Here is a 17262-nt window from a genome sequence, read left to right as displayed (position 1 = left end):
GGATCAGTGCGCGGTCCCCTGCGGGGAGCCTTCCACTGCCAGATGAAATCTGGGTTGCCACACGTTGAACCCTTGCCGCTGTGGAGCGCCGGCGGCGGGTGTCCGCCCCTTCGACGGGCCCCGCGCCCCTGGGCTTGGGCCCGCTAGTCCGGGCGGCCCCGGTCGGCAGCCCGCTCCTGCTCCCATTCGTCGAGGAGTCTGGGCATCCGCCGCGCGATGAAGCGGTAGAAGTGGGCCATGTCCTCGGCTCGGGCGCGCGCGGCGGATCCGGCGGGGAGCTCGTCGGCAAGATTCGACGAAAGGGAGCCCAGGCGGTCGTAGACGGGGTTCTGGCGCAGGGTGGCGACGTACCAGAGGTCGTCCGGGAGGGCGTACCGGTCGCGGCGGCTGCCCGGCTGTGAGACCCGGTGCGCGAACCCGACCGTCTGCAGGTACCGCACGGCTCCCGAGACCGCGGCCGGGCTCGCGCCGAGCACCTCGGCCAGCTCGGCCGCGGTCAGCGCACCGTCGTCCGAGACAACGAGCGCCATGAGGGCCCGCGCCGGCATCTTGGGGAAGCCCGCCGCGATCATGACCGCAGCCGAGCCTTCTGCTGCCTCCGGGATGCGACTCATCCCGGCTTCGGGGCGCACGACGCCGGCCGGGTCGCCGGCGGCTGCAGCTGCGGGGGCGGCGATGGGCTTGGCGCCGCCGGCGGCAGCACCGTCGTCGTGCGCCCCAGCGGGGGCAGGGTCCGCGCTCACGCCGACCCGACCTCACGCCGCCTCATGAGGGCGAGGGCCACGCCCGCCGCCACCGCCGAGATGCCGAGCATCCAGAAGCCGCCTGTCCAGTCCGTGCCACCCGGACCGGGCACCGGGGTGTGGGTGAACGGGGAGATGTCCTGGATCGACTTGTCTACGCCGATCAGGCCGCCGAACACGCCGAGCAGCACGGCGACCCCGAGGATCGTCCAGCCGGCCGGGATCGTGGCCTGTGGCCAGACCACAAACACCATGGCCGGTACGGCCAGGAAGATGAGCGCCGCCGGGATCTGGTCGATCGCGGTCATCCAGACGTCGCCCACGGCCTCGGAGGTGTCCCCCGAGGCGACGAGCGAGAGCCACGCGCCGAGGGCCGCCAGGAGCAGCACCGCCACGATGGTCAGCGCCCCGAGAGCGAGGTAGTCCGCGAACCAGCGCATCCTGCCGAGCGGCTGGGACACGAGCCACGGCCCCGTGCCCGCGGCCTCCTCCTGCCGCGCCCGGATGACGGCCTGGAGGGCGCATGCGGCGGCGAGGACGCCGGCCAGCAGGAAGAACACCGAAACGAGGAGCTGGGAAATTGAGCTGCCCTGTGCCTCGATCATCTTGCGCAGGGCCACAGTGGTGCCCTCGTTGGCGGCGGTGATCGAATTGACCGCGGACCCTAGGCCGCCTGTCAGGAGCCCGGTCGCGAGCCCGCCGATGCACCAGCCGATGATGGACCCCATCTGGAGCCGCGCCGCGAGGGCGAAGGAGCCGCCGAGGGCAGGGCGGGCGTCGGCCCGTCCAGTGCGTCCCGCCAGGAGGGCGGCGCCGACGTCGCGGCGGTCCATGATGAGGGCGGTCGCGGCGATGCACACGGCCCCGAGTGCCAGCGGAAGCACGAGCGGCCACCAGCGGTCGCCCGTGTACGCGAACGTCTGCTGGCCCCAGCCGATGGGGGAGATCCAACTGGGCCATCCCGCCGTCATGGACATGCCGTCTGCGCCCGGGGTGCCCGCGGCGTCGCCGAAGCCGCGCAGGAGGTAGGCGACGAGCACGAGCGAGGCCGAGATGGCGTTCGCCCCGCGTGAGGTGCTCATGAACTCGCCCGCGAGCAGTCCGATCCCGAGGAACGAGATGCCGACGGCGCCGGTGGCAGCGCCTGCGAGGAGAGACCCGGCCGGGTCGAGGTTCGCGGCGATGAACCCGAGGGCCACGACGATCGCGGCCAGGATGTTCGCGACGATTCCGTGCACGACAGTGGCCGCCAGGGGGAGCATGCGTGCGGCCGGCGTCGAGGAAATCAACTCCGAGCGCCCGCTCTCCTCCTCGGCTCGCGAGTGGCGCACGGCCATGAACGTGCTCATCCAGCCGGCGAGCAGCGCAAGGAACGTGAAGATCTCGAAGAAAGTGAACGGGCCGAGGCCGGGTCCGCGGGCGAGGCCGCGGAAGATGAGGATGGCTGGCGTTGCCAGAGCGACCTTGAGGATGCTTGCCTGCTCGGTGAAGTCGCCGTAGGTCTTGGCGACCGCTGCGGCCGCGAAGACCGTCATGGCGCCGATTCCCACAACCCAGCTGACCAGCTGCCAGCGGTCGCGGCGCAGCCTCTGCCGGTAGAGCATGAGGAAGGTGTCCATCTCAGGCTCCTGTGCTGGTCGTCGAGCGGTGCCGGCGCGCCGAGCGGCCGTCGTCGTGGTTGGTGTCCTCCGCCGGTGCGACCGTGTCGCCGTAGTGGCGTAGGAAGAGCTCCTCGAGCGAGGCCGGCGAGACGAGGAGGCTCTGGACGTTCAAGCTCCCGAGGAGCGGCAGCACCTGGGCGACGTGGTCGGAGTCGGCGCCGAACTTCACGCGGCCCTCCGCGACGGTGAGGTCGTGGACCTCGGGGCGCAGGCCGAGCGCGGCGGTGTCGATGTGGTCGACCGCAAAGGAGATCTCTGTGCGGGTCAGGTGGCGCAGCGCGTCGAGGGTGCCGCCGTCGACGATCCTGCCCGAGCGGATGATGCTGACCCGGTGTGCGAGCCGCTCGACCTCTGAGAGGATGTGGCTCGAGAGGAGCACTGTGGCGCCCCGATCGGCGAGCTTGCGGACCTCGCGGGTGAACACTGCCTCCATGAGCGGATCGAGGCCGCTCGTGGGCTCGTCGAAAAGGTAGAGCTCCGCGTCCGTGGCGAAGGCCGCGATGAGGGCGACCTTCTGGCGGTTGCCCTTCGAGTACGCCCGGCCCTTCTTGGTCGGATCGAAGTCGAAGATCTCGCAGAGTTCCTTCTTGCGTGCCTTGTACTTCACATGATCGGTGGTGCCGCCACGCAGCCTCGAGATAAGGTCAATCGCCTCGCCGCCGGAGAGGTTGGGCCAGATGCTCACGTCGCCGGGGATGCTTGCGATGCGGCGGTGAAGCTCGACGGCGTCGGTCCACGGATTCTTGCCGAGGACGGTTGCGGTTCCGGAGGTAGCGCGGGCCAAGCCCAGCAGGACGCGCAGCGTGGTGGACTTCCCGGCGCCGTTCGGGCCGAGGAAGCCGTGGATCTCGCCCTGGGTGACCTCGAGGTCGAGGCCGTCGAGGGCGTGGACCCGGCCGAAGTGCTTGTGGAGGCCGACTGTTCTAATGACCGTTGTCATGATGTTGAAGCTACGCTGGCTTCACAAATTTGTGAATATTCGGAACGTTAAGAATCCGTAAAATCCAGGGGTGATCGGGCTTCCCTTCGGCCTGGAGGGATGCGCAGTTGCGTCACCGCATCCCGATGGCGGCAGGCGATGGCGCTAGCCACGGCCTCATCAATCGTCACGCGTCGCCCTCGCGCCGACGCGTGCACAGCATGCACCCCGGCGCCGACGAGCGGAGGCACGAGGGCAGCGGTCACTCCACCCCCGGCCATGATCTCGAGCCCCGCCGTCGCCTCCCGCGCGAGCTCCACGAGCCGGCGCAGTCCCTCGAGTCCCCGCATGCAGTCGGACGCGCCGCCGCTCGTGAGGACTCTGTCGATACCGGCCCCCGAGAGGGTCTCCAGCGCGGCAGCCGGGTCCACGCCCGAGGCCAGCGCGGCGTCAAACGCGCGGTGGAACGTCACCTGGGCCGTTGGCTCCTCGCTGCGCACGACGCCGACCAATCGCCTGAGAACCTCGGTGTGGGGGCCGCCGTCGGGCGCCAGCATGCCCACCACGACTCCGGCCGCCCCCGCACGCACCGCGAGGAGGCAGTCCCGCTCGATCGCCTCGAGCTCGTCGTCGGTGTAGGTGAAGCCGCCGGGCCGCGGGCGCACGAGCACGTGCACCGGCAGGCCCACCGCGCATGCGGCGTCGACGGCCGCGAGAGTCGGCGTGACCCCGCCGGTCGCGGCGAGATCCGCGCACAGCTCGACCCGGTCCGCGCCGACCGCGAGCGCGATTTTCACGCCGGCTGCGGACTCGACCGCGAACTCGAGGGCTGGGCTTGAGACGTGGTCTCGACTGCGCTCGACCACGGGGGGATCAATCACCGCAGGCGTGCGGCTCAGAAGCCCTGCCATGCCGGCTTCTTCCCGTACGTGTACTGGTAGTACTCCGTGTGCTCGAGTTGCGAGGCCGCGGCGGCGTCGATGAGAACCGTCACGTGCGGGTGCAGCTGGAGTGCCGACGCCGGGCACACTGCGGCCACGGGTCCTTCCACCGCGGCCGCAACCGCCTCGGCCTTCGCCTCCCCGAGCCCGAGAAGCAGTACGTGCCGCGCTTCGAGGATGGTGCCGAGGCCCTGGGTCAGCACGTGCTCGGGCACATCGTCGGGACGCGCGAAGAACCGCGCGTTGTCGCGGCGGGTCTGCTCCGTGAGGTCTTGATCCTGGTGCGGGAGGCGAGCGAGCTCATGGGCTCGTTGAAGCCGATGTGCCCGTCCGTCCCGATGCCGAGGATCTGCACGTCGATGCCGCCGGCCGCGGCGATCGACGCGTCGTACCGGGCGGCCTCGGCCGCGGGGTCTGCGGCCTCGCCGTCGAGTCCGTGCACCGCATCCGAGGCGAAGTCCACGTGGTCGGCGATCTCGCGCCGGATCACCGACCGGTAGGACTCCGGGTGCGAGTCAGGCAGCCCCACGTACTCGTCCAGCAGGAACGCCTGCGCGCCGGTGAAGCTCAGCCCTTCCTCGCGGTGCCGCCGGATGAGCTCGCGGTACGTGCCGAGGGGCGTCGAGCCGGTCGCGAGGCCCACAACAGCAGGGCCGCGGCGCACCCGCTCTTCGATGATGTCGGCGGCGGTGCGGGCCACCTGATCGGCGTCGGGCAGAACGATGATCTCCATGCTGACTCTTCCTCTGGGGTCACGGGTCGGGTGGGGATAGCTGCGGGCGGTGAGCCCGCGCACGACGGCGAGCGGTCGCCGTCGTGCGCCGCCTCGCCCTATTTGGCGGGCTCGGTCTCGACCGTCACCTCGTCGTCCTCGCGGCCCGGCGTGCGCAGGTTCCACCGTTTGATCACGAACGAGAACAGGAAGTAGTAGACCAGCGCGTAGCCGATGCCGATCGGGATGAGGAGCCATCCGTTCTGGGACTTGCCGAAGTTCAGGATGAAGTCGATCAGGCCCGCGGAGAACGTGAAGCCGTCGTGGATGCCGAGTGCGTTCACGAGGGCCAGGGACGTGCCGGTGAGCGCGGCATGGGCGATGTAGAGCGGGAACGCGACGAACATGAACGAGTACTCGAGCGGCTCGGTGATGCCGGTGAGGAACGCGGTCAGCGCGGTCGAGAGCATGATGCCGCCCACGATCTTCCTCTGCGAGGGCTTCGCGTGGCGCCAGATGGCGAGGGCGGCGGCCGGGAGGCCGAACATCATGATCGGGAAGAAGCCGGTCATGAAGGTCCCCGCGCTCGGGTCGCCCGCGAAGAAGCGGTTGAGGTCTCCGCGCACCAGCTGGCCGGACGCGTCGGTGTAGTCGCCCACGAGGAACCAGACCATGGAGTTCAGGATGTGGTGCAGGCCTGCCGGGATGAGCATGCGGTTCGCGAACCCGTACACGCCGCCACCGACCACGGCGTTGGAGGCCACGGCCTGGCCCACCCAGGACAGGCCCGAGTTGAACAGCGGGTACAGGAGCGAGAGGACCACGCCGGAGACGAGGCTCGTGACCGAGGTCAGGATGGGCACGAGGCGGCGGCCGGAGAAGAAGCCGAGGAAGTCCGGCAGCTTGGTCCGGTAGAACCTCTGCCACAGCGATGCCGAGAACAGGCCCACGATGATGCCGGCCAGAACACCGTAGTTGATGACGGCGGGCTTGCCGGCCGGGTCTACCTGGCCGGCAAGGACGATCGGTGACATCGCCTTGAAGACGCCGTCGATCACCATGTAGCCGACCACGGCGGCGAGGGCCGTCGAGCCGTCCGACTTCTTGGCCCAGCCGATGGCGATGCCCACCGCGAAGATGAGCGGGAGCCACGCGAAGACGGCGTTGCCGGCCGCGGAGATGACCGCCGCGCCCTGCCCGAAGCCCGGGATGGCCCCGAGCAGGTCCGCCTGGCCGAGTCGCAGCAGGATGCCGGCGGCGGGCAGGACCGCGATAGGCAGCATGAGCGTGCGCCCGAGCCGCTGGAGGGTCGCAAAGACCAGGTTGGGCTTCTTGTCCGGAGCCTTGGCCGGCGTATCAATTGCCATGAGATGCACCTTTGCGGTTCTTGGTCTTGAGGTCTTGTGCGTATCCGGCCCGAGCCGGTACTGTCTGGTTATGACCAGTTCAGTCTGGACGGCTCCGGGATCCGATGTCAAGGGGCAATCCGAACGGTCAGGAGCTCACGACTCCGCGGGCTGGTCGCAAGCGCACAGTCAGAGAGGACATGCCATGTCGAAGGCAGAGAAGATCATCGCGGGCCTCGGTGGGGCCGGGAACATCGTCGAGGTGGAGGCCTGCATCACGCGCCTCCGGACCGAGGTCAAGGACGCCTCCCTCGTCAATGAGGGCGCACTGAAGGCCGCCGGAGCGCACGGGGTACTGGCAGCGGGCACCGCGGTCCAGGTCATCGTGGGACCCGAGGCGGACACGCTCGCCGAGGACATCGAGGACCTGCTCTGATGGCGGCAACCCTCGTGGTCCGCGCGCCACTCGCCGGCATGGCCATGCCCCTCGCGGAGGTCCCCGACCCGGTGTTCTCGGCGCAGATGGTCGGCTCCGGCGCGGCCGTCGAGCCGCCCGCGGGTGCCGTGTTCGACGTCGTGGCCCCGGTCGCCGGGAAGATCGTCAAGCTCCTGCCCCACGCGTTCATCGTCGTGGACGAGGCGGGGCGTGGAGTGCTCACGCATGTCGGCATCGACACGGTCAAGCTCAAGGGCGAGGGCTTCGAGCTGCTCGCTGCGAAGGGGGACACGGTCGACGCCGGGGCTCCCGTCATGCGGGTCGACCCGGCTGCCGCTGTGGCCGCCGGCTACTCGCTGGTGAGTCCCGTCGTCGTGCTCGACACCAAGCCGGACGCCGCGAGGGTCCTGGCCAGGGGTCCGGTTGACGCGGGGGCTGACCTGTTCTCAGTCAACGGCGCCTGAGCGGAGCGCAGGCTGGGCTACAGCCGGACTTCCATGCTCAACGCATAGCGGTCCGAGCGGTACCACGAGCGCGCGTGTTCGATCGGCAGATCGCCCGAGAATGATACGCGGTCGAAGAAGAGGATCGGTGCGCCCGTGCCGGTGCCGAGGAGCACGCCGATGTCTGCGGGCGCGCCTTCGGCCCGGACGGTCTGGCGCGCACGGTCGATCTGGTGGCCGAACTTCTCGGCCAGTGCCTTGTACACCGAGCCGGTGAGGTCTATGTCCAGCAGCCGCTCGGCATGGGTCGGGTGGTACCACGCGTCGTCGACGCTCACCGGCCGACCGTCGGCGAGGCGCAGCCGGCGCAGGTGGATCGCGTCGGTGCCGGGCTCGAGGCCGAGCGCATCCGCGGTGTCCTCGGGCGCCGTCGTGCGCTCGGCGGTCAGGACCACCGTGCTCGCGGTGAGGCCCCGCGACTCCATCTCCTGTGTGAACGAGGCGAGGTGCAGGGTGGACTGGATCGCGGCGTCCGCCACGAAGGTGCCCTTGCCCGGGACGCGCACGAGGTGCCCCTCGGTCACGAGGCGGCCGATCGCTGCCCGGACCGTGATGCGGGAGACGCCGTAGGCGTCCATCAGGGTGCGCTCGCTCGGGAGCCGGGCACCCGGCTCGAGTTCCTCTTTGGCGAGCTTGAGGATGATGGAGCGGAGCTGCTCATGCTTGGGGACGCTCGAATTGCTGATGGATGCCACGCGCGGTGCGTCAGCCTGGGTCGCCGGCACGGGGGCCTCCTCGCATCTGGTGCGATCCAGATAGGACCACTATGGGGATTATGTCATGTGCGGTGGGGAGACTCAGGAGAATGGACCCATGAATATCCAGACCGTCACCGCCAGCGCCCTCCTGCTCGACATGGACGGGACACTCGTGAACTCGGATGCCGTGGTCGAGCGGCTGTGGTCCGAGTGGGCCGCCGTGCAGGGCCTCGCGTGGGGATCGGTCGAGCCGCTCATCCACGGGCGCCAGGGCTGGCTCACGATGTCGCTGCTTCTGCCGGATCGGCCCCCGGCGGACAACCTGGCTGACGAGAAGCGCATGCTGGACGAGTCCCGTGAGGACGTTGCCGGCGTGGTCGCCGTGCCCGGTGCGGGCGTGTTCCTCGCGGCGCTCGACGGTGTGCCGCACGCGCTCGTCACCTCGGCCGACGACGACCTCGCGCGACGCCGCATGGCCGCCGGCGGCCTGCCGTTTCCGGCCGTCGCGGTAACCGCCGAGATGGTGAGGGCGAGCAAGCCCGATCCCGAGGGGTTCCTCCTCGCCGCGTCGACGCTCGGAGTGGATCCCGGCGCATGCCTCGTGCTCGAGGACTCCGAGGCAGGGATCGCCGCCGGTCTTGCGGCGGGGGCGCGCGTGCTCGGCGTCGGCGAGCGCGCGGCGTCGTACTCGCCGACCTACTGGGTGCCGGACTTCACGGCCGTCTCGGTGTCCGTGGCGCACGACGGCGGGGTGCGGCTCATGCTCGTCGGCTGAGCGGGGGGCCCGGTGGCACAGCGCAGCGGCGTCGGAGCCCGGCGGCTACTTCGGCGGCAGTGAGCCCGCGTATGCGACGCCGACCCGCACCCAGTGCCTGAGCCCATCCTCGGAGTCGATCACCTCGTCTGCGACGCGCAGCCAGCCGTCCATCGCCTTCCCGCGCATGACGGCGCGCTCGACGCCCGGGGTCGCGCACAGCTCGTCGCTGGCCGCGGGGTCGGCGCGCAGGAGCATGCCGCCGTTGCCGCTCGCGCTCACTGCCATGTTCCCGCCGACCAGGAACGCGAGGCCGCCGAACATCTTCTTCTCGGTGAAGTCGGCCGTGCCGATGAGGACGCCGCGGATCCGGTCCGCGAGCTCTGTGTCGTATGCCACGGAGACATCGTCGCAGGGGGCCTTCGCCGGGGCAATGCCCTTCGGAGGCACGCGGCCTTGAGGGCCCGGCGCTGCACGAACTAGCGTGGGCACAGGTCTAAGGAGGCACACATGGGCACATCAGTCGCCGTACTCGGCACAGGGATCATGGGCGCGGGGATGGCGAAGAACCTCGCCAAGGCGGGGTTCGAGGTCGCCGTCTGGAACCGCACGCGCGGGCGGGCGGAGGCTCTCGCGGACGACGGCGCGCGGGTCGCCGAGAGCGTGGCCGACGCCGTCAGGGACGCGGACATCGTGGTGACGATGCTGTTCGACGAGGCCGCGATTGCCGACGCCATGGGTGAGGCCCTGCCCGCGATGAAGGACGGCGCGGTGTGGGTCCAGAGCGCCACCGTCGGCGTGGAAGGCGCGCAGCGGCTGGCCGGGCTGGCCCGTGCCCAGGGCGTCGCGTTCGTGGACGCGCCGGTCATGGGCACGCGCCAGCCCGCGGAGCAGGGGACGCTGACAGTCCTCGCGGGGTGTCCGGGCGAGGTGCGGGGCGCCGTCGAGCCGGTGTTCGACGCGATCGGCTCGGAGACGGTGTGGGTCGGCGAGAGGCCAGACGACGGGCAGCGCCTCAAGCTCGTGATGAACTCGTGGGTGCTCACGCTCGTCGGCGGCACGGCGCAGGCCATCGACCTGGCGCGCGGCCTCGGGCTCGACCCGCAGCTGTTCCTCGACACGATCTCCGGCGCCGGGACCGACAGCGCGTATGCGCAGCTCAAGGGCGCGGCCATGATCGCTGGAGAGTATCCGCCGGCGTTCCCTCTCGAGGGTGCGGCCAAGGACTCTGGGCTCATCGGCGACGCGCTCCGGTCCAGCGGCGTGAGCGCGGTGCTCATGGACGCGCTGCGTGACCGCTTCGAGGCAGCGGCGGCGGCCGGCCACGGCGCAGAGGACATGGCCTCCGTCGTGGAGGCCTTCCGTTCAGGCTCCGGCCGCGGCCGGAACTGAGGAGCGAGCGTGACTGCCACCCGCATCATCCGCGGCGCCGTCCTGAACACCTTGGACGCGCACGCGCCGTACGCGGCGAGCCAGCCGCTCACCATCGACGAGCTCGAGCTCACCGGCCCCGGGGCCGGTGAGCTGCTGGTCCGCATCGAGGCGGCTGGCCTGTGCCATTCGGACCTCTCCGTGGTCAACGGCTCGCGCCCGCGGCCGGTGCCGATGCTCCTGGGCCATGAGGCGGCTGGCATCGTCGAGGAGGTGGGGCCCGGCGTCGTGGGCGTGGGCCCCGGGCAGCGGGTCGTCATGACCTTCCTGCCACGCTGCGGCGAATGCGCGGCGTGTGCCACTGAGGGCCGCCTGCCGTGCGAGCGCGGGAGCGCCTCGAACGCGGCCGGGACGCTCCTCACGGGGACCCGCCACCTCACGCGCAGGGGAGAAGCGGTGCAGCATCATCTGGGCGTGTCCGGCTTCGCGACGCATGCTGTCGTCGACGAGCGTTCGGTGGTGCCCGTGGGCGACGACGTCCCGCCCACCGTCGCCGCCCTCCTCGGATGCGCGGTGCTCACGGGCGGCGGGGCGCTGCTGAACGCGGGGAGGATCACCGCAGAGACGAGTGTCGCCGTCGTGGGCCTCGGGGGAGTGGGGATGGCAGGACTGCTGACGGCTCTCGCGACGGGCTGCCGGGTCATCGCGGTGGATTCGCAGGAGTCCAAGCTCGCCACTGCGCGGGAGTGGGGGGCCGCCGAGGCCTATACCCCGGGGGAGGCCGTCGAGCGAAAGGTGGAGGCCGACGTCGTGCTCGAGGCGGTGGGCCACCCGCGGGCGTTCGAGACCGCCTTCCGACTGCTCGGGCTCGGCGGGACCCTCGTGACGGTGGGGCTCCCCGCGCCGGGGGCGACGGCTGAGATCGAGCCGCTCCAGCTCACGGCCCGGGCTCAGACCGTGGTCGGCAGCTACCTCGGCTCGGCGGTGCCCAAGCGGGACGTGCCGGCGTTCGAGGAGCTGTGGCGAGCGGGACGCCTCCCGCTCGAGCGGCTCGTCTCGCGGCAGATCACGCTCGAGGAGATCAACGAGGGCATGGACGCGCTCGCGTCAGGCTCGGTGATCCGGCAGCTGGTGACGTTCGACGGCGTGTGAGTCACACGTGCGGTTGGGCCACGGCGTAGGCGCTCGCGATTCCAGGCGCGGTCGCTTGGAAGACAGTGCCCCCGCCCGGCATCACCATGTACGCCAGGAACTCCTCGTCGAAGGTGACGATTCCCGAGGAGACGGCGTCGAGCTTGGCCCGCATCAGCACCGAGAGCTGCCGCCAGTGTCTGCGGGCGGCGTCCTGCGAGCTCCGTGAATCCGGCGGGCCAGCGGCGGCCACCGCGACCGGCAGGACTAGCCGGAACCGGCGGTCGCCGGTACTGAAGGCCACGCCGGCCCGGCCCTGTTCGGAGCGGAACTGGAACTGCCGAATCCCAGACGCGGCGAGCATGTCCCTGATCTCCGCCTGAGACTCGGAGCAGCTGAGTGAGGCCCCCCGAACGTAGTTCGTTCTCATGATTCAGGGTACGCCCGGCCGCTCGCCATCAGGCGCGCCGGTACTGCGCGGTGATGGGGCATTCGAAGGGGTCGCGGGCGGCGAGCCCGACGCGGTTGAGGTAGCTGATGACGATCCCGTAGGAGCGCCACAGGTTGGTCTCCGTGTAGGGGACCTTGAGGGTGCGGCAGTGCTCGCGGACGATCTGCCGGGCCTGCGCCAGATGAGGGCGGGGCATGCTCGGGAACAGGTGGTGCTCGACCTGGTAGTTGAGGCCGCCCATGAGCCACGTTGCCCACCAGCCTCCCGAGATGTTCCGGGACGTGCGGACCTGCTTGCTGAAGAAGTCGAGCCTGGCGTCCTTCGCGATGACCGGCATGCCCTTGTGGTTCGGGGCGAAGGTCGCGCCCATGTACAGGCCGAACACCGCGAGCTGGACACCGAGGAACGCGAACGCCATTCCGACCGGCAGCAGGAGGAAGAGGGGCGTGAGGAAGAGTGCGAAGCGCAGCACGATCAGGCCGATCTCGATCCATCGGCCCTTCACGGGGCCGCGGGAGGCGAGGTGGCGCGCGCTGAGGAAGTGGAGGTTGATGCCCTCGAGGGTCAGCAGGGGGAAGAAGAACCAGCCCTGACGGCGTGTGATGAGGCGCCTCAGGCCCTTGGCCTGGGAGGCGTCCTCCTCGATGAAGGAGATCGTGTCGACCTCGATGTCCGGGTCCTTGCCGACGCGGTTGGGGTTTGCATGGTGGCGGCTGTGCTTGGAGTCCCACCACGAGTAGCTCATGCCTACGACGGCTGCGAGCCCGCGGGCGAGCCTGTCATTGGCTGGTCCGGACGCCAGGATCTGGCGGTGGGCGGCCTCATGGGCGAGAAATGCGATCTGAGTGAAGACGATCCCCAAGCCGGCGGCGATGAGCAGCTGGAACCAGCTGTGCCCCAGGAGGATCGAGCCGGTGAGGCCTGCTCCGAGGAGTACCACGAGTGCCGCTCCCACGAGGGAGTAGAACCACGGCGTGCGCCGAAGGAGTCCAGTCTCGCGGACAACCTGCGAAACCTGGAGATACGCCCGGGTCAGGGGCGGGAACGTGTCCGTGCCCGCGTGCGCCTTGGGGCTGCGCGGGGCCTGGACTGTGGGGCTGGACACCGTCGAGATCAGAGCACCTTCTATGGGGTTAGCGCTCAGTTCAGCGCAGTGGGTGAACAGCAGGAGTTGAGCCCGTGGGCGGGCCGCAGAAGCGGCCCGCCCACGAGATGCCTCAAAATCAGAGAGGGCGGATGTTCACGGCCTGCGGACCCTTGGGGCCCTGCTCGGCGTCGAACTCCACCTGCTGGCCCTCTTCGAGGGAGCGGTAGCCGTTGGAGACGATCGCGCTGTAGTGCGCGAAGACGTCGGGGTTGCCGTTATCGGGCGCGATGAATCCAAAGCCCTTCTCGGAGTTGAACCATTTCACGGTGCCAGTGGCCATTCTTGTTTTTCCTTTTGTGCATCCGGCCGTTGACGGCCGGTCATAAGCCGCGGCGACGGCGCCGACGCGGACAATGGGGGGTGAGTGAGTCAGATGAGAGTCAGTGGGTGCGTCCTCCGGCCGAGTGGCCGTGCGCAGCAGATGTGGAGATATGCTCTGAAGAATTTGAGCCGCAGAGAGAAGGCGTTCGAGGCCTTAGGCCAAACCACCATTCTTGGGAGGCGGCGTTCTTGACTAGTCTACACGGTCGATCGTGCGCCGAAGACTCGCCCCTGACTGACACATCATCCACATACGCGAACCGAGTGGGCCTGCCTACTGGTTCTTGATGAAGTCCGCCCAGTCGCGGACGAACTGTGCGCGTGCCTCGGCGGCCCGTTGCTGCTCGAGGGCGTGCAGGCGACCGAAGCTGAACGCACTGTCGCCGTCGTCATGCGCCTGCGCCGCGAGGTCGAGGAGATGGGCGCGGCTCACCACCGAGTCCTGGACCGTCCCGAGGGTCTCCTGGATCCGCTCCGCGGATTTGGCCAGCCGGGAGGCCCGCTTGCCCAGCACCGGGGTCGCGGCCTCTGCCGCGTAGCGCAGGCGCTTGGCGCTCTTGCGCACCTCGTGGAGCGCGGCATCGACCGCTTCCTCACCAGCCGCCTCGCCCGAGGAGTCGGCATCATCGGCGTCCTCCGCTGCGCGGACGGCCTCCTTCAGCCGCTCGATGTCCTTGGCGATGTGGCGCGCCACCGTCTTGCTGGCCTTCTGGTGCGCGCGGTCGGTCAGAGGCGGGTCGGCAACGAAAGCGTCGAGCGAGTCGAGTAGGTGGAAGTACCGTTCGCTGTCCATGGCGGCCAGACCGACGTCGTGCGCCTGCCGGTAGCGGGAGTCCGACTCCTCCTGGATACGCTGCGCGACCGGACCCACGAGCAGTTCGGGCAGCTCGCCCGCAGCGAGGGCGGTCAGGCGCTCGCGCATGACCTCGACGTCGCGCGCCTGGCCCACAGTGCCTGCGAGCCACTGCAGCTCCGCACGGAGGCGGTCTGCGGTAGGGGCGTCCACGAGCTTCTTGAACGTTGCGAGCGCCGAGCGCATGCGGCGCGCGCTGACCCTGAGCTGATGGACGGCGTCCTCCGCGTCGAGGCGCACGCCGGGGTCCACGGTCTTGAGCGCGTCGACGTGTCGCTGCAGGTACGTCAGGAGCACGACGCCGGCCTGCCCCTTGCGCTTCGGGGCCGCCGCGGGCTTCGGCTTCTGCGGGAGGGAGGGACCGAGGGCGCGGGCCAGCTTCGACGCGAGCTCGGCCGGGTGCACGCCGTTGGAGGCGAGCATCTCGTCGGCCGCGGTGAGCAGGTCCGGGGTGCCGTCGACGAGCTCGATCTCCCACTCGCGCCACCGCTGCTGCTGCCCGATGCCGGGAGGCGCCTGGGACTCGACGCGGTCGTCGCTGAACTCGGCGAGCACCTCGCCGCCGGCCGTGAGCAGTGGGGAGGCAGTGCGTCGCGTCGTCAGCTGGGCGACCGGCACGAGTTCTGCGGCCCGAACGTGGACGGCGACGAGCCTGCGGAGCCGTTCGGGCACTGCCTTGCTGTCGACCCCCAACGGCTCCCTGATCTCGCGGCGCGCGGCTCCCTCGGGCAGCTTGAGGTGCCAGCCCGCGTCCGAGCCTCCGGTGCGGTGGCGCAGCGTGATGCCGTGCGTCGCGAGGGTGAAGTCGTGGGTGTCGAAGTAGACGGCCACGAGGTGATGTGTGACCGGCGGTCCGACACGGTCCACGCCGGGGAGGCCTGCGAGGGGCTGTACGGCGGCGTCGTCGTCGACGTTGTACTTGCGTTCCACTTCGAGGATTTCCTGCGCGGCCATAGCTTCAGACTACGGGCGCCGTCTAGGGAACGCACCGGGCAAAGGACCCGGATTCCGGCATCCGCAGGGAAGGCTCTCGGTGGGAAACGGGTGGGCTCGTGGAACGTCACGGCCTATGGCCGCGTGGCCCGTTGGGTTCCGCCAGCGTCGTGGCGAGGCTCACGGGAGCGGGGCCGGCGAGGCCCGATCGAGCCGCAGCAGGGCGATTCCGACCGCCGCGAACCACACCCACAGCAGCGGCCCGTAGACCGCGTAGAGGGAGGTGACGGCGAAGCGCAGCGCCTCGCTTGCGAGACCCAGGGCGCCGGTTGCGAGCCCGAGCCAGCCGATCCAGTGGGGGAGGACCCCACGGACCATCGGGAGGCAGATCAGGAGGACGCCGAGCGGCGTGAGGATCCCCGCGAGCGTGACGGTGTTGTTGCTGGCCACGAGCGCCTCCGCGGCCGCGACGAAGGCCGAGCGCGCGCCGGCGTCCGCCGCCCTGTACTGGTCGCTCAGCGTCACCAGCGCAAGCGTCCCGACGCTCGTGGTCGGCACCGCGAGGAGTGCGATCCAGGAACCCGCGCCGACGACGAAGCCGAGCACCGCGAGGCTCGGACCGGCGGACAGGTGGGCCACCAGCAGGGCCGTGAACACGACGAGCCCGAACAGCGACGGCACGAGCCACAGCAGCTGCTGGGCGACGTACGAGGCCTTGTGGTCCGCGATGAAGCGCAGGGTCGCCTCGCCGCCCGAGACCGGCGGCGGGTTGACGAAGTAGAGCGAGAGCGCCGCGACCCCGAAGGCGACGAACAGGAGCGCCGCGATCCCGGCGGCCCGGTACAGCGGGACCCAGGCGCGCGCGGTGAGCCCGGGGAGCAGTGTCATGCCTCGATGTTAGGCATCCCGCCCCATGGGGGCCTTGGGCACAAGGGCCCGCCGTCACCGGACGGGGACTTCCGCCGCCCGCCGGGTCATCAGTCCGTTGGCGCGGGGCTCTCGGCGTTCCGCTTGAGCACGCGCAGCATCCTGGCCTGCATGATCCATACGATCGGGGGGAAGAGCACGTCGGAGAGGAGGGGGCTGACCCATCGTGGCCGGAAGGCCTGGTACCCGCCGATGACGAGCCGGGTCTCGCCGTCCTGCAGCTCGTTCAGGAGGAACCCCCAGAGCCCTTCCGTGTAGGCCGCCGGCCGCGGCTTGGCCGGGTCGAGGGGCCGGCCGCGCAGGTCGCTGAGCCCATGGAGACCGAGGAACCGGTTCGCCTCGAGGACCGCCACCGTCCAGGCGTCGACGGCGCCGTCGCGGCCCGTCCAGTACTTCACGGTGTCGCCGACGGCGAGGGCCTGCCATTCTGGATGGATGCTTCTGGCGCTCGGGTGGCCGCCGTTGTCCAGACGGTCCCACGAGTACCACCCGCCGCGGTCGCCGCCGAGCTGCACGAGCCACGGCCAGACCTTCTCCGGCGGAGCATTGATCGTCACGGCCATGGTCGCTCCGCGCTCGCCGTCGGGGACCACCTCGGCACCCGGGTAAGGGCCTGTGATCTCCTCGCGGGTCGCGCCCCAGTTCTTGAGCCGAGGCCGGATGGCCGTCCAGTATACGAGGGCCGCAGCGGCGCCCGCGCCCACGGCCGTCACGCGCTTCTTCATGTCTCGAGTCTGCGGCTCCCCGCCGCATTCGGACAGGGGCTGCGCACGAGGCGGCGAACGACGCCGGGTGCGCACCCGCCGTCGTCCGCCGTCACGCGCCGGGCGCGCTGAGACCCGCGGCGAAGTCCTCGGCGAAGCGCCGCACTCCGTCCCACTCGGTGTAGACGTAGTCGCGCGACGTGTCGGTGCCGAGGGTGCCGGGTTTGCCCGCCGCGATCCGCTTCATCATGAGGCGCTTGACGAAGCCGTACTGCGTGAAGAGCAGCGCGCCGGCGAACAGGGCCACCTTGGCCGGCCGCCAGCCGGTCTGCTCCTCGAACTCGTCGACGTACTTCTCGGCCTCGCCGGTGGCGCTGCGTGCGTCGAGGCTCACGGAGAAGAAGGCCGAGGGGCGCGAGGTGAGCGTGCCGCGGTTCTTCTCGACGAAGTCGACGACGCGCTTGTCGTGTTTGCCGACGTGGATGGAGCCGCCGACGATCACGCCGTCGTAGGCGTCCAGGGCCTCGTCCTGTGAATCCCTGAGGTCGAGCATCGTGGCGTCCAGGCCGCGGCCGCGGAGGGAGTCCGCGATGACGTCCGCGATCTTCTCGGTCTGCCCCTCGGTCGTTCCATAGGCGATGAGGATCTTCTTCATGTCGGCTCCCTTCCGTTGCGTCAATGCTTCCGTGCGCGGGTGCACGGCGCCAGTTG

At 70.2% G+C, this 17262-nt stretch carries 19 protein-coding genes and 1 pseudogene; 5 read left to right on the top strand and 15 right to left on the bottom strand.

Annotation, left to right across the window (positions count from 1 at the left end; genetic code table 11):
- Positions 1-143: 143 nt before the first annotated feature.
- The 6 genes and pseudogenes from RBS60_RS17005 to RBS60_RS16980 all read right to left on the bottom strand — a co-directional run bounded on the left by RBS60_RS17005 (position 144) and on the right by RBS60_RS16980 (position 6343).
- Complete coding sequence (locus RBS60_RS17005; protein WP_307958753.1) at positions 144-743, bottom strand: MarR family transcriptional regulator; 600 nt, start codon at positions 741-743, stop codon at positions 144-146.
- A complete protein-coding gene (locus RBS60_RS17000; protein WP_307958752.1) occupies positions 740-2362 on the bottom strand; it encodes a hypothetical protein in 1623 nt (540 codons plus the stop codon). Before RBS60_RS17000 ends, RBS60_RS17005 begins: the two co-directional genes overlap by 4 nt.
- A gap of 1 nt (position 2363) precedes the next feature.
- The gene (locus RBS60_RS16995; RefSeq protein WP_307958751.1) at positions 2364-3344 is read right to left on the bottom strand and encodes an ABC transporter ATP-binding protein; all 981 of its coding nucleotides are present in this window, start codon (positions 3342-3344) and stop codon (positions 2364-2366) included.
- 47 nt (positions 3345-3391) lie between these two features.
- A complete protein-coding gene (locus RBS60_RS16990; RefSeq protein ID WP_307958750.1) occupies positions 3392-4234 on the bottom strand; it encodes a copper homeostasis protein CutC in 843 nt (280 codons plus the stop codon).
- Positions 4219-4997 (bottom strand): annotated as a pseudogene (gene nagB / locus RBS60_RS16985) (glucosamine-6-phosphate deaminase). Before nagB ends, RBS60_RS16990 begins: the two are co-directional and overlap by 16 nt.
- A gap of 98 nt (positions 4998-5095) precedes the next feature.
- The gene (locus RBS60_RS16980; RefSeq protein ID WP_307958749.1) at positions 5096-6343 is read right to left on the bottom strand and encodes a PTS transporter subunit EIIC; all 1248 of its coding nucleotides are present in this window, start codon (positions 6341-6343) and stop codon (positions 5096-5098) included.
- Here RBS60_RS16980 and RBS60_RS16975 point away from each other — a divergent pair.
- Positions 6225-6758 carry a PTS glucose/sucrose transporter subunit IIB gene (locus RBS60_RS16975; protein WP_307958748.1) on the top strand — a complete coding sequence of 178 codons (534 nt, stop codon included), beginning with the start codon at positions 6225-6227 and terminating at the stop codon, positions 6756-6758. The genes RBS60_RS16980 and RBS60_RS16975 overlap by 119 nt on opposite strands.
- Entirely contained in the window at positions 6758-7222 is a 465-nt protein-coding gene (locus tag RBS60_RS16970) for a PTS glucose transporter subunit IIA (protein ID WP_307958747.1), read from the top strand. Before RBS60_RS16975 ends, RBS60_RS16970 begins: the two co-directional genes overlap by 1 nt.
- 17 nt (positions 7223-7239) lie before the next feature.
- Here RBS60_RS16970 and RBS60_RS16965 read toward each other — a convergent pair whose 3' ends face one another.
- Positions 7240-7986 (bottom strand): GntR family transcriptional regulator, encoded by a 747-nt coding sequence (locus RBS60_RS16965; RefSeq protein ID WP_307958746.1) that lies wholly within the window; start codon positions 7984-7986, stop codon positions 7240-7242.
- 88 nt (positions 7987-8074) lie between these two features.
- Between RBS60_RS16965 and RBS60_RS16960 the strand changes: the two genes are divergently transcribed.
- A complete protein-coding gene (locus RBS60_RS16960) occupies positions 8075-8734 on the top strand; it encodes an HAD-IA family hydrolase (protein ID WP_307958745.1) in 660 nt (219 codons plus the stop codon).
- Positions 8735-8779: 45 nt separating this feature from the next.
- On the opposite strand, the gene RBS60_RS16955 is transcribed toward RBS60_RS16960, so the two are convergent.
- Positions 8780-9112 (bottom strand): TfoX/Sxy family protein, encoded by a 333-nt coding sequence (locus RBS60_RS16955; protein WP_307958744.1) that lies wholly within the window; start codon positions 9110-9112, stop codon positions 8780-8782.
- A gap of 111 nt (positions 9113-9223) precedes the next feature.
- Between RBS60_RS16955 and RBS60_RS16950 the strand changes: the two genes are divergently transcribed.
- Positions 9224-10105, top strand: a complete 882-nt coding sequence (locus tag RBS60_RS16950) for an NAD(P)-dependent oxidoreductase (protein WP_307958743.1) — start codon at positions 9224-9226, stop codon at positions 10103-10105.
- A 9-nt stretch (positions 10106-10114) separates the two neighbouring features.
- Entirely contained in the window at positions 10115-11236 is a 1122-nt protein-coding gene (locus RBS60_RS16945) for an alcohol dehydrogenase catalytic domain-containing protein (RefSeq protein ID WP_307958742.1), read from the top strand.
- 1 nt (position 11237) lies between these two features.
- Here RBS60_RS16945 and RBS60_RS16940 read toward each other — a convergent pair whose 3' ends face one another.
- From RBS60_RS16940 to RBS60_RS16910, 7 genes are all read right to left on the bottom strand, one after another.
- A complete protein-coding gene (locus tag RBS60_RS16940; protein ID WP_307958741.1) occupies positions 11238-11645 on the bottom strand; it encodes a hypothetical protein in 408 nt (135 codons plus the stop codon).
- Positions 11646-11673: 28 nt separating this feature from the next.
- On the bottom strand, positions 11674-12771 hold the full coding sequence (locus RBS60_RS16935; protein WP_307958740.1) for an acyl-CoA desaturase: 1098 nt from the start codon (positions 12769-12771) through the stop codon (positions 11674-11676).
- A gap of 118 nt (positions 12772-12889) precedes the next feature.
- Complete coding sequence (locus tag RBS60_RS16930) at positions 12890-13093, bottom strand: cold-shock protein (protein ID WP_307958739.1); 204 nt, start codon at positions 13091-13093, stop codon at positions 12890-12892.
- Between the two features lie 315 nt (positions 13094-13408).
- Positions 13409-14941, bottom strand: coding sequence for a CYTH and CHAD domain-containing protein (locus RBS60_RS16925; protein ID WP_307958738.1), 1533 nt, complete (start codon positions 14939-14941; stop codon positions 13409-13411).
- Positions 14942-15100: 159 nt separating this feature from the next.
- Positions 15101-15808 (bottom strand): DUF4386 family protein, encoded by a 708-nt coding sequence (locus RBS60_RS16920; RefSeq protein WP_307958737.1) that lies wholly within the window; start codon positions 15806-15808, stop codon positions 15101-15103.
- Positions 15809-15897: 89 nt separating this feature from the next.
- A complete protein-coding gene (locus RBS60_RS16915) occupies positions 15898-16572 on the bottom strand; it encodes a hypothetical protein (RefSeq protein ID WP_307958736.1) in 675 nt (224 codons plus the stop codon).
- 91 nt (positions 16573-16663) lie between these two features.
- On the bottom strand, positions 16664-17206 hold the full coding sequence (locus RBS60_RS16910; RefSeq protein WP_307958735.1) for a flavodoxin domain-containing protein: 543 nt from the start codon (positions 17204-17206) through the stop codon (positions 16664-16666).
- Between the last annotated feature and the right edge of the window lie 56 nt (positions 17207-17262).

The organism is Sinomonas sp. ASV486 (assembly GCF_030908215.1).
Classification (GTDB): Bacteria; Actinomycetota; Actinomycetes; order Actinomycetales; family Micrococcaceae; genus Sinomonas; species Sinomonas puerhi.
The sequence above is the reverse complement of the archived record's forward strand: the minus strand, read 5'-3'. Positions and strand labels throughout refer to the sequence as shown.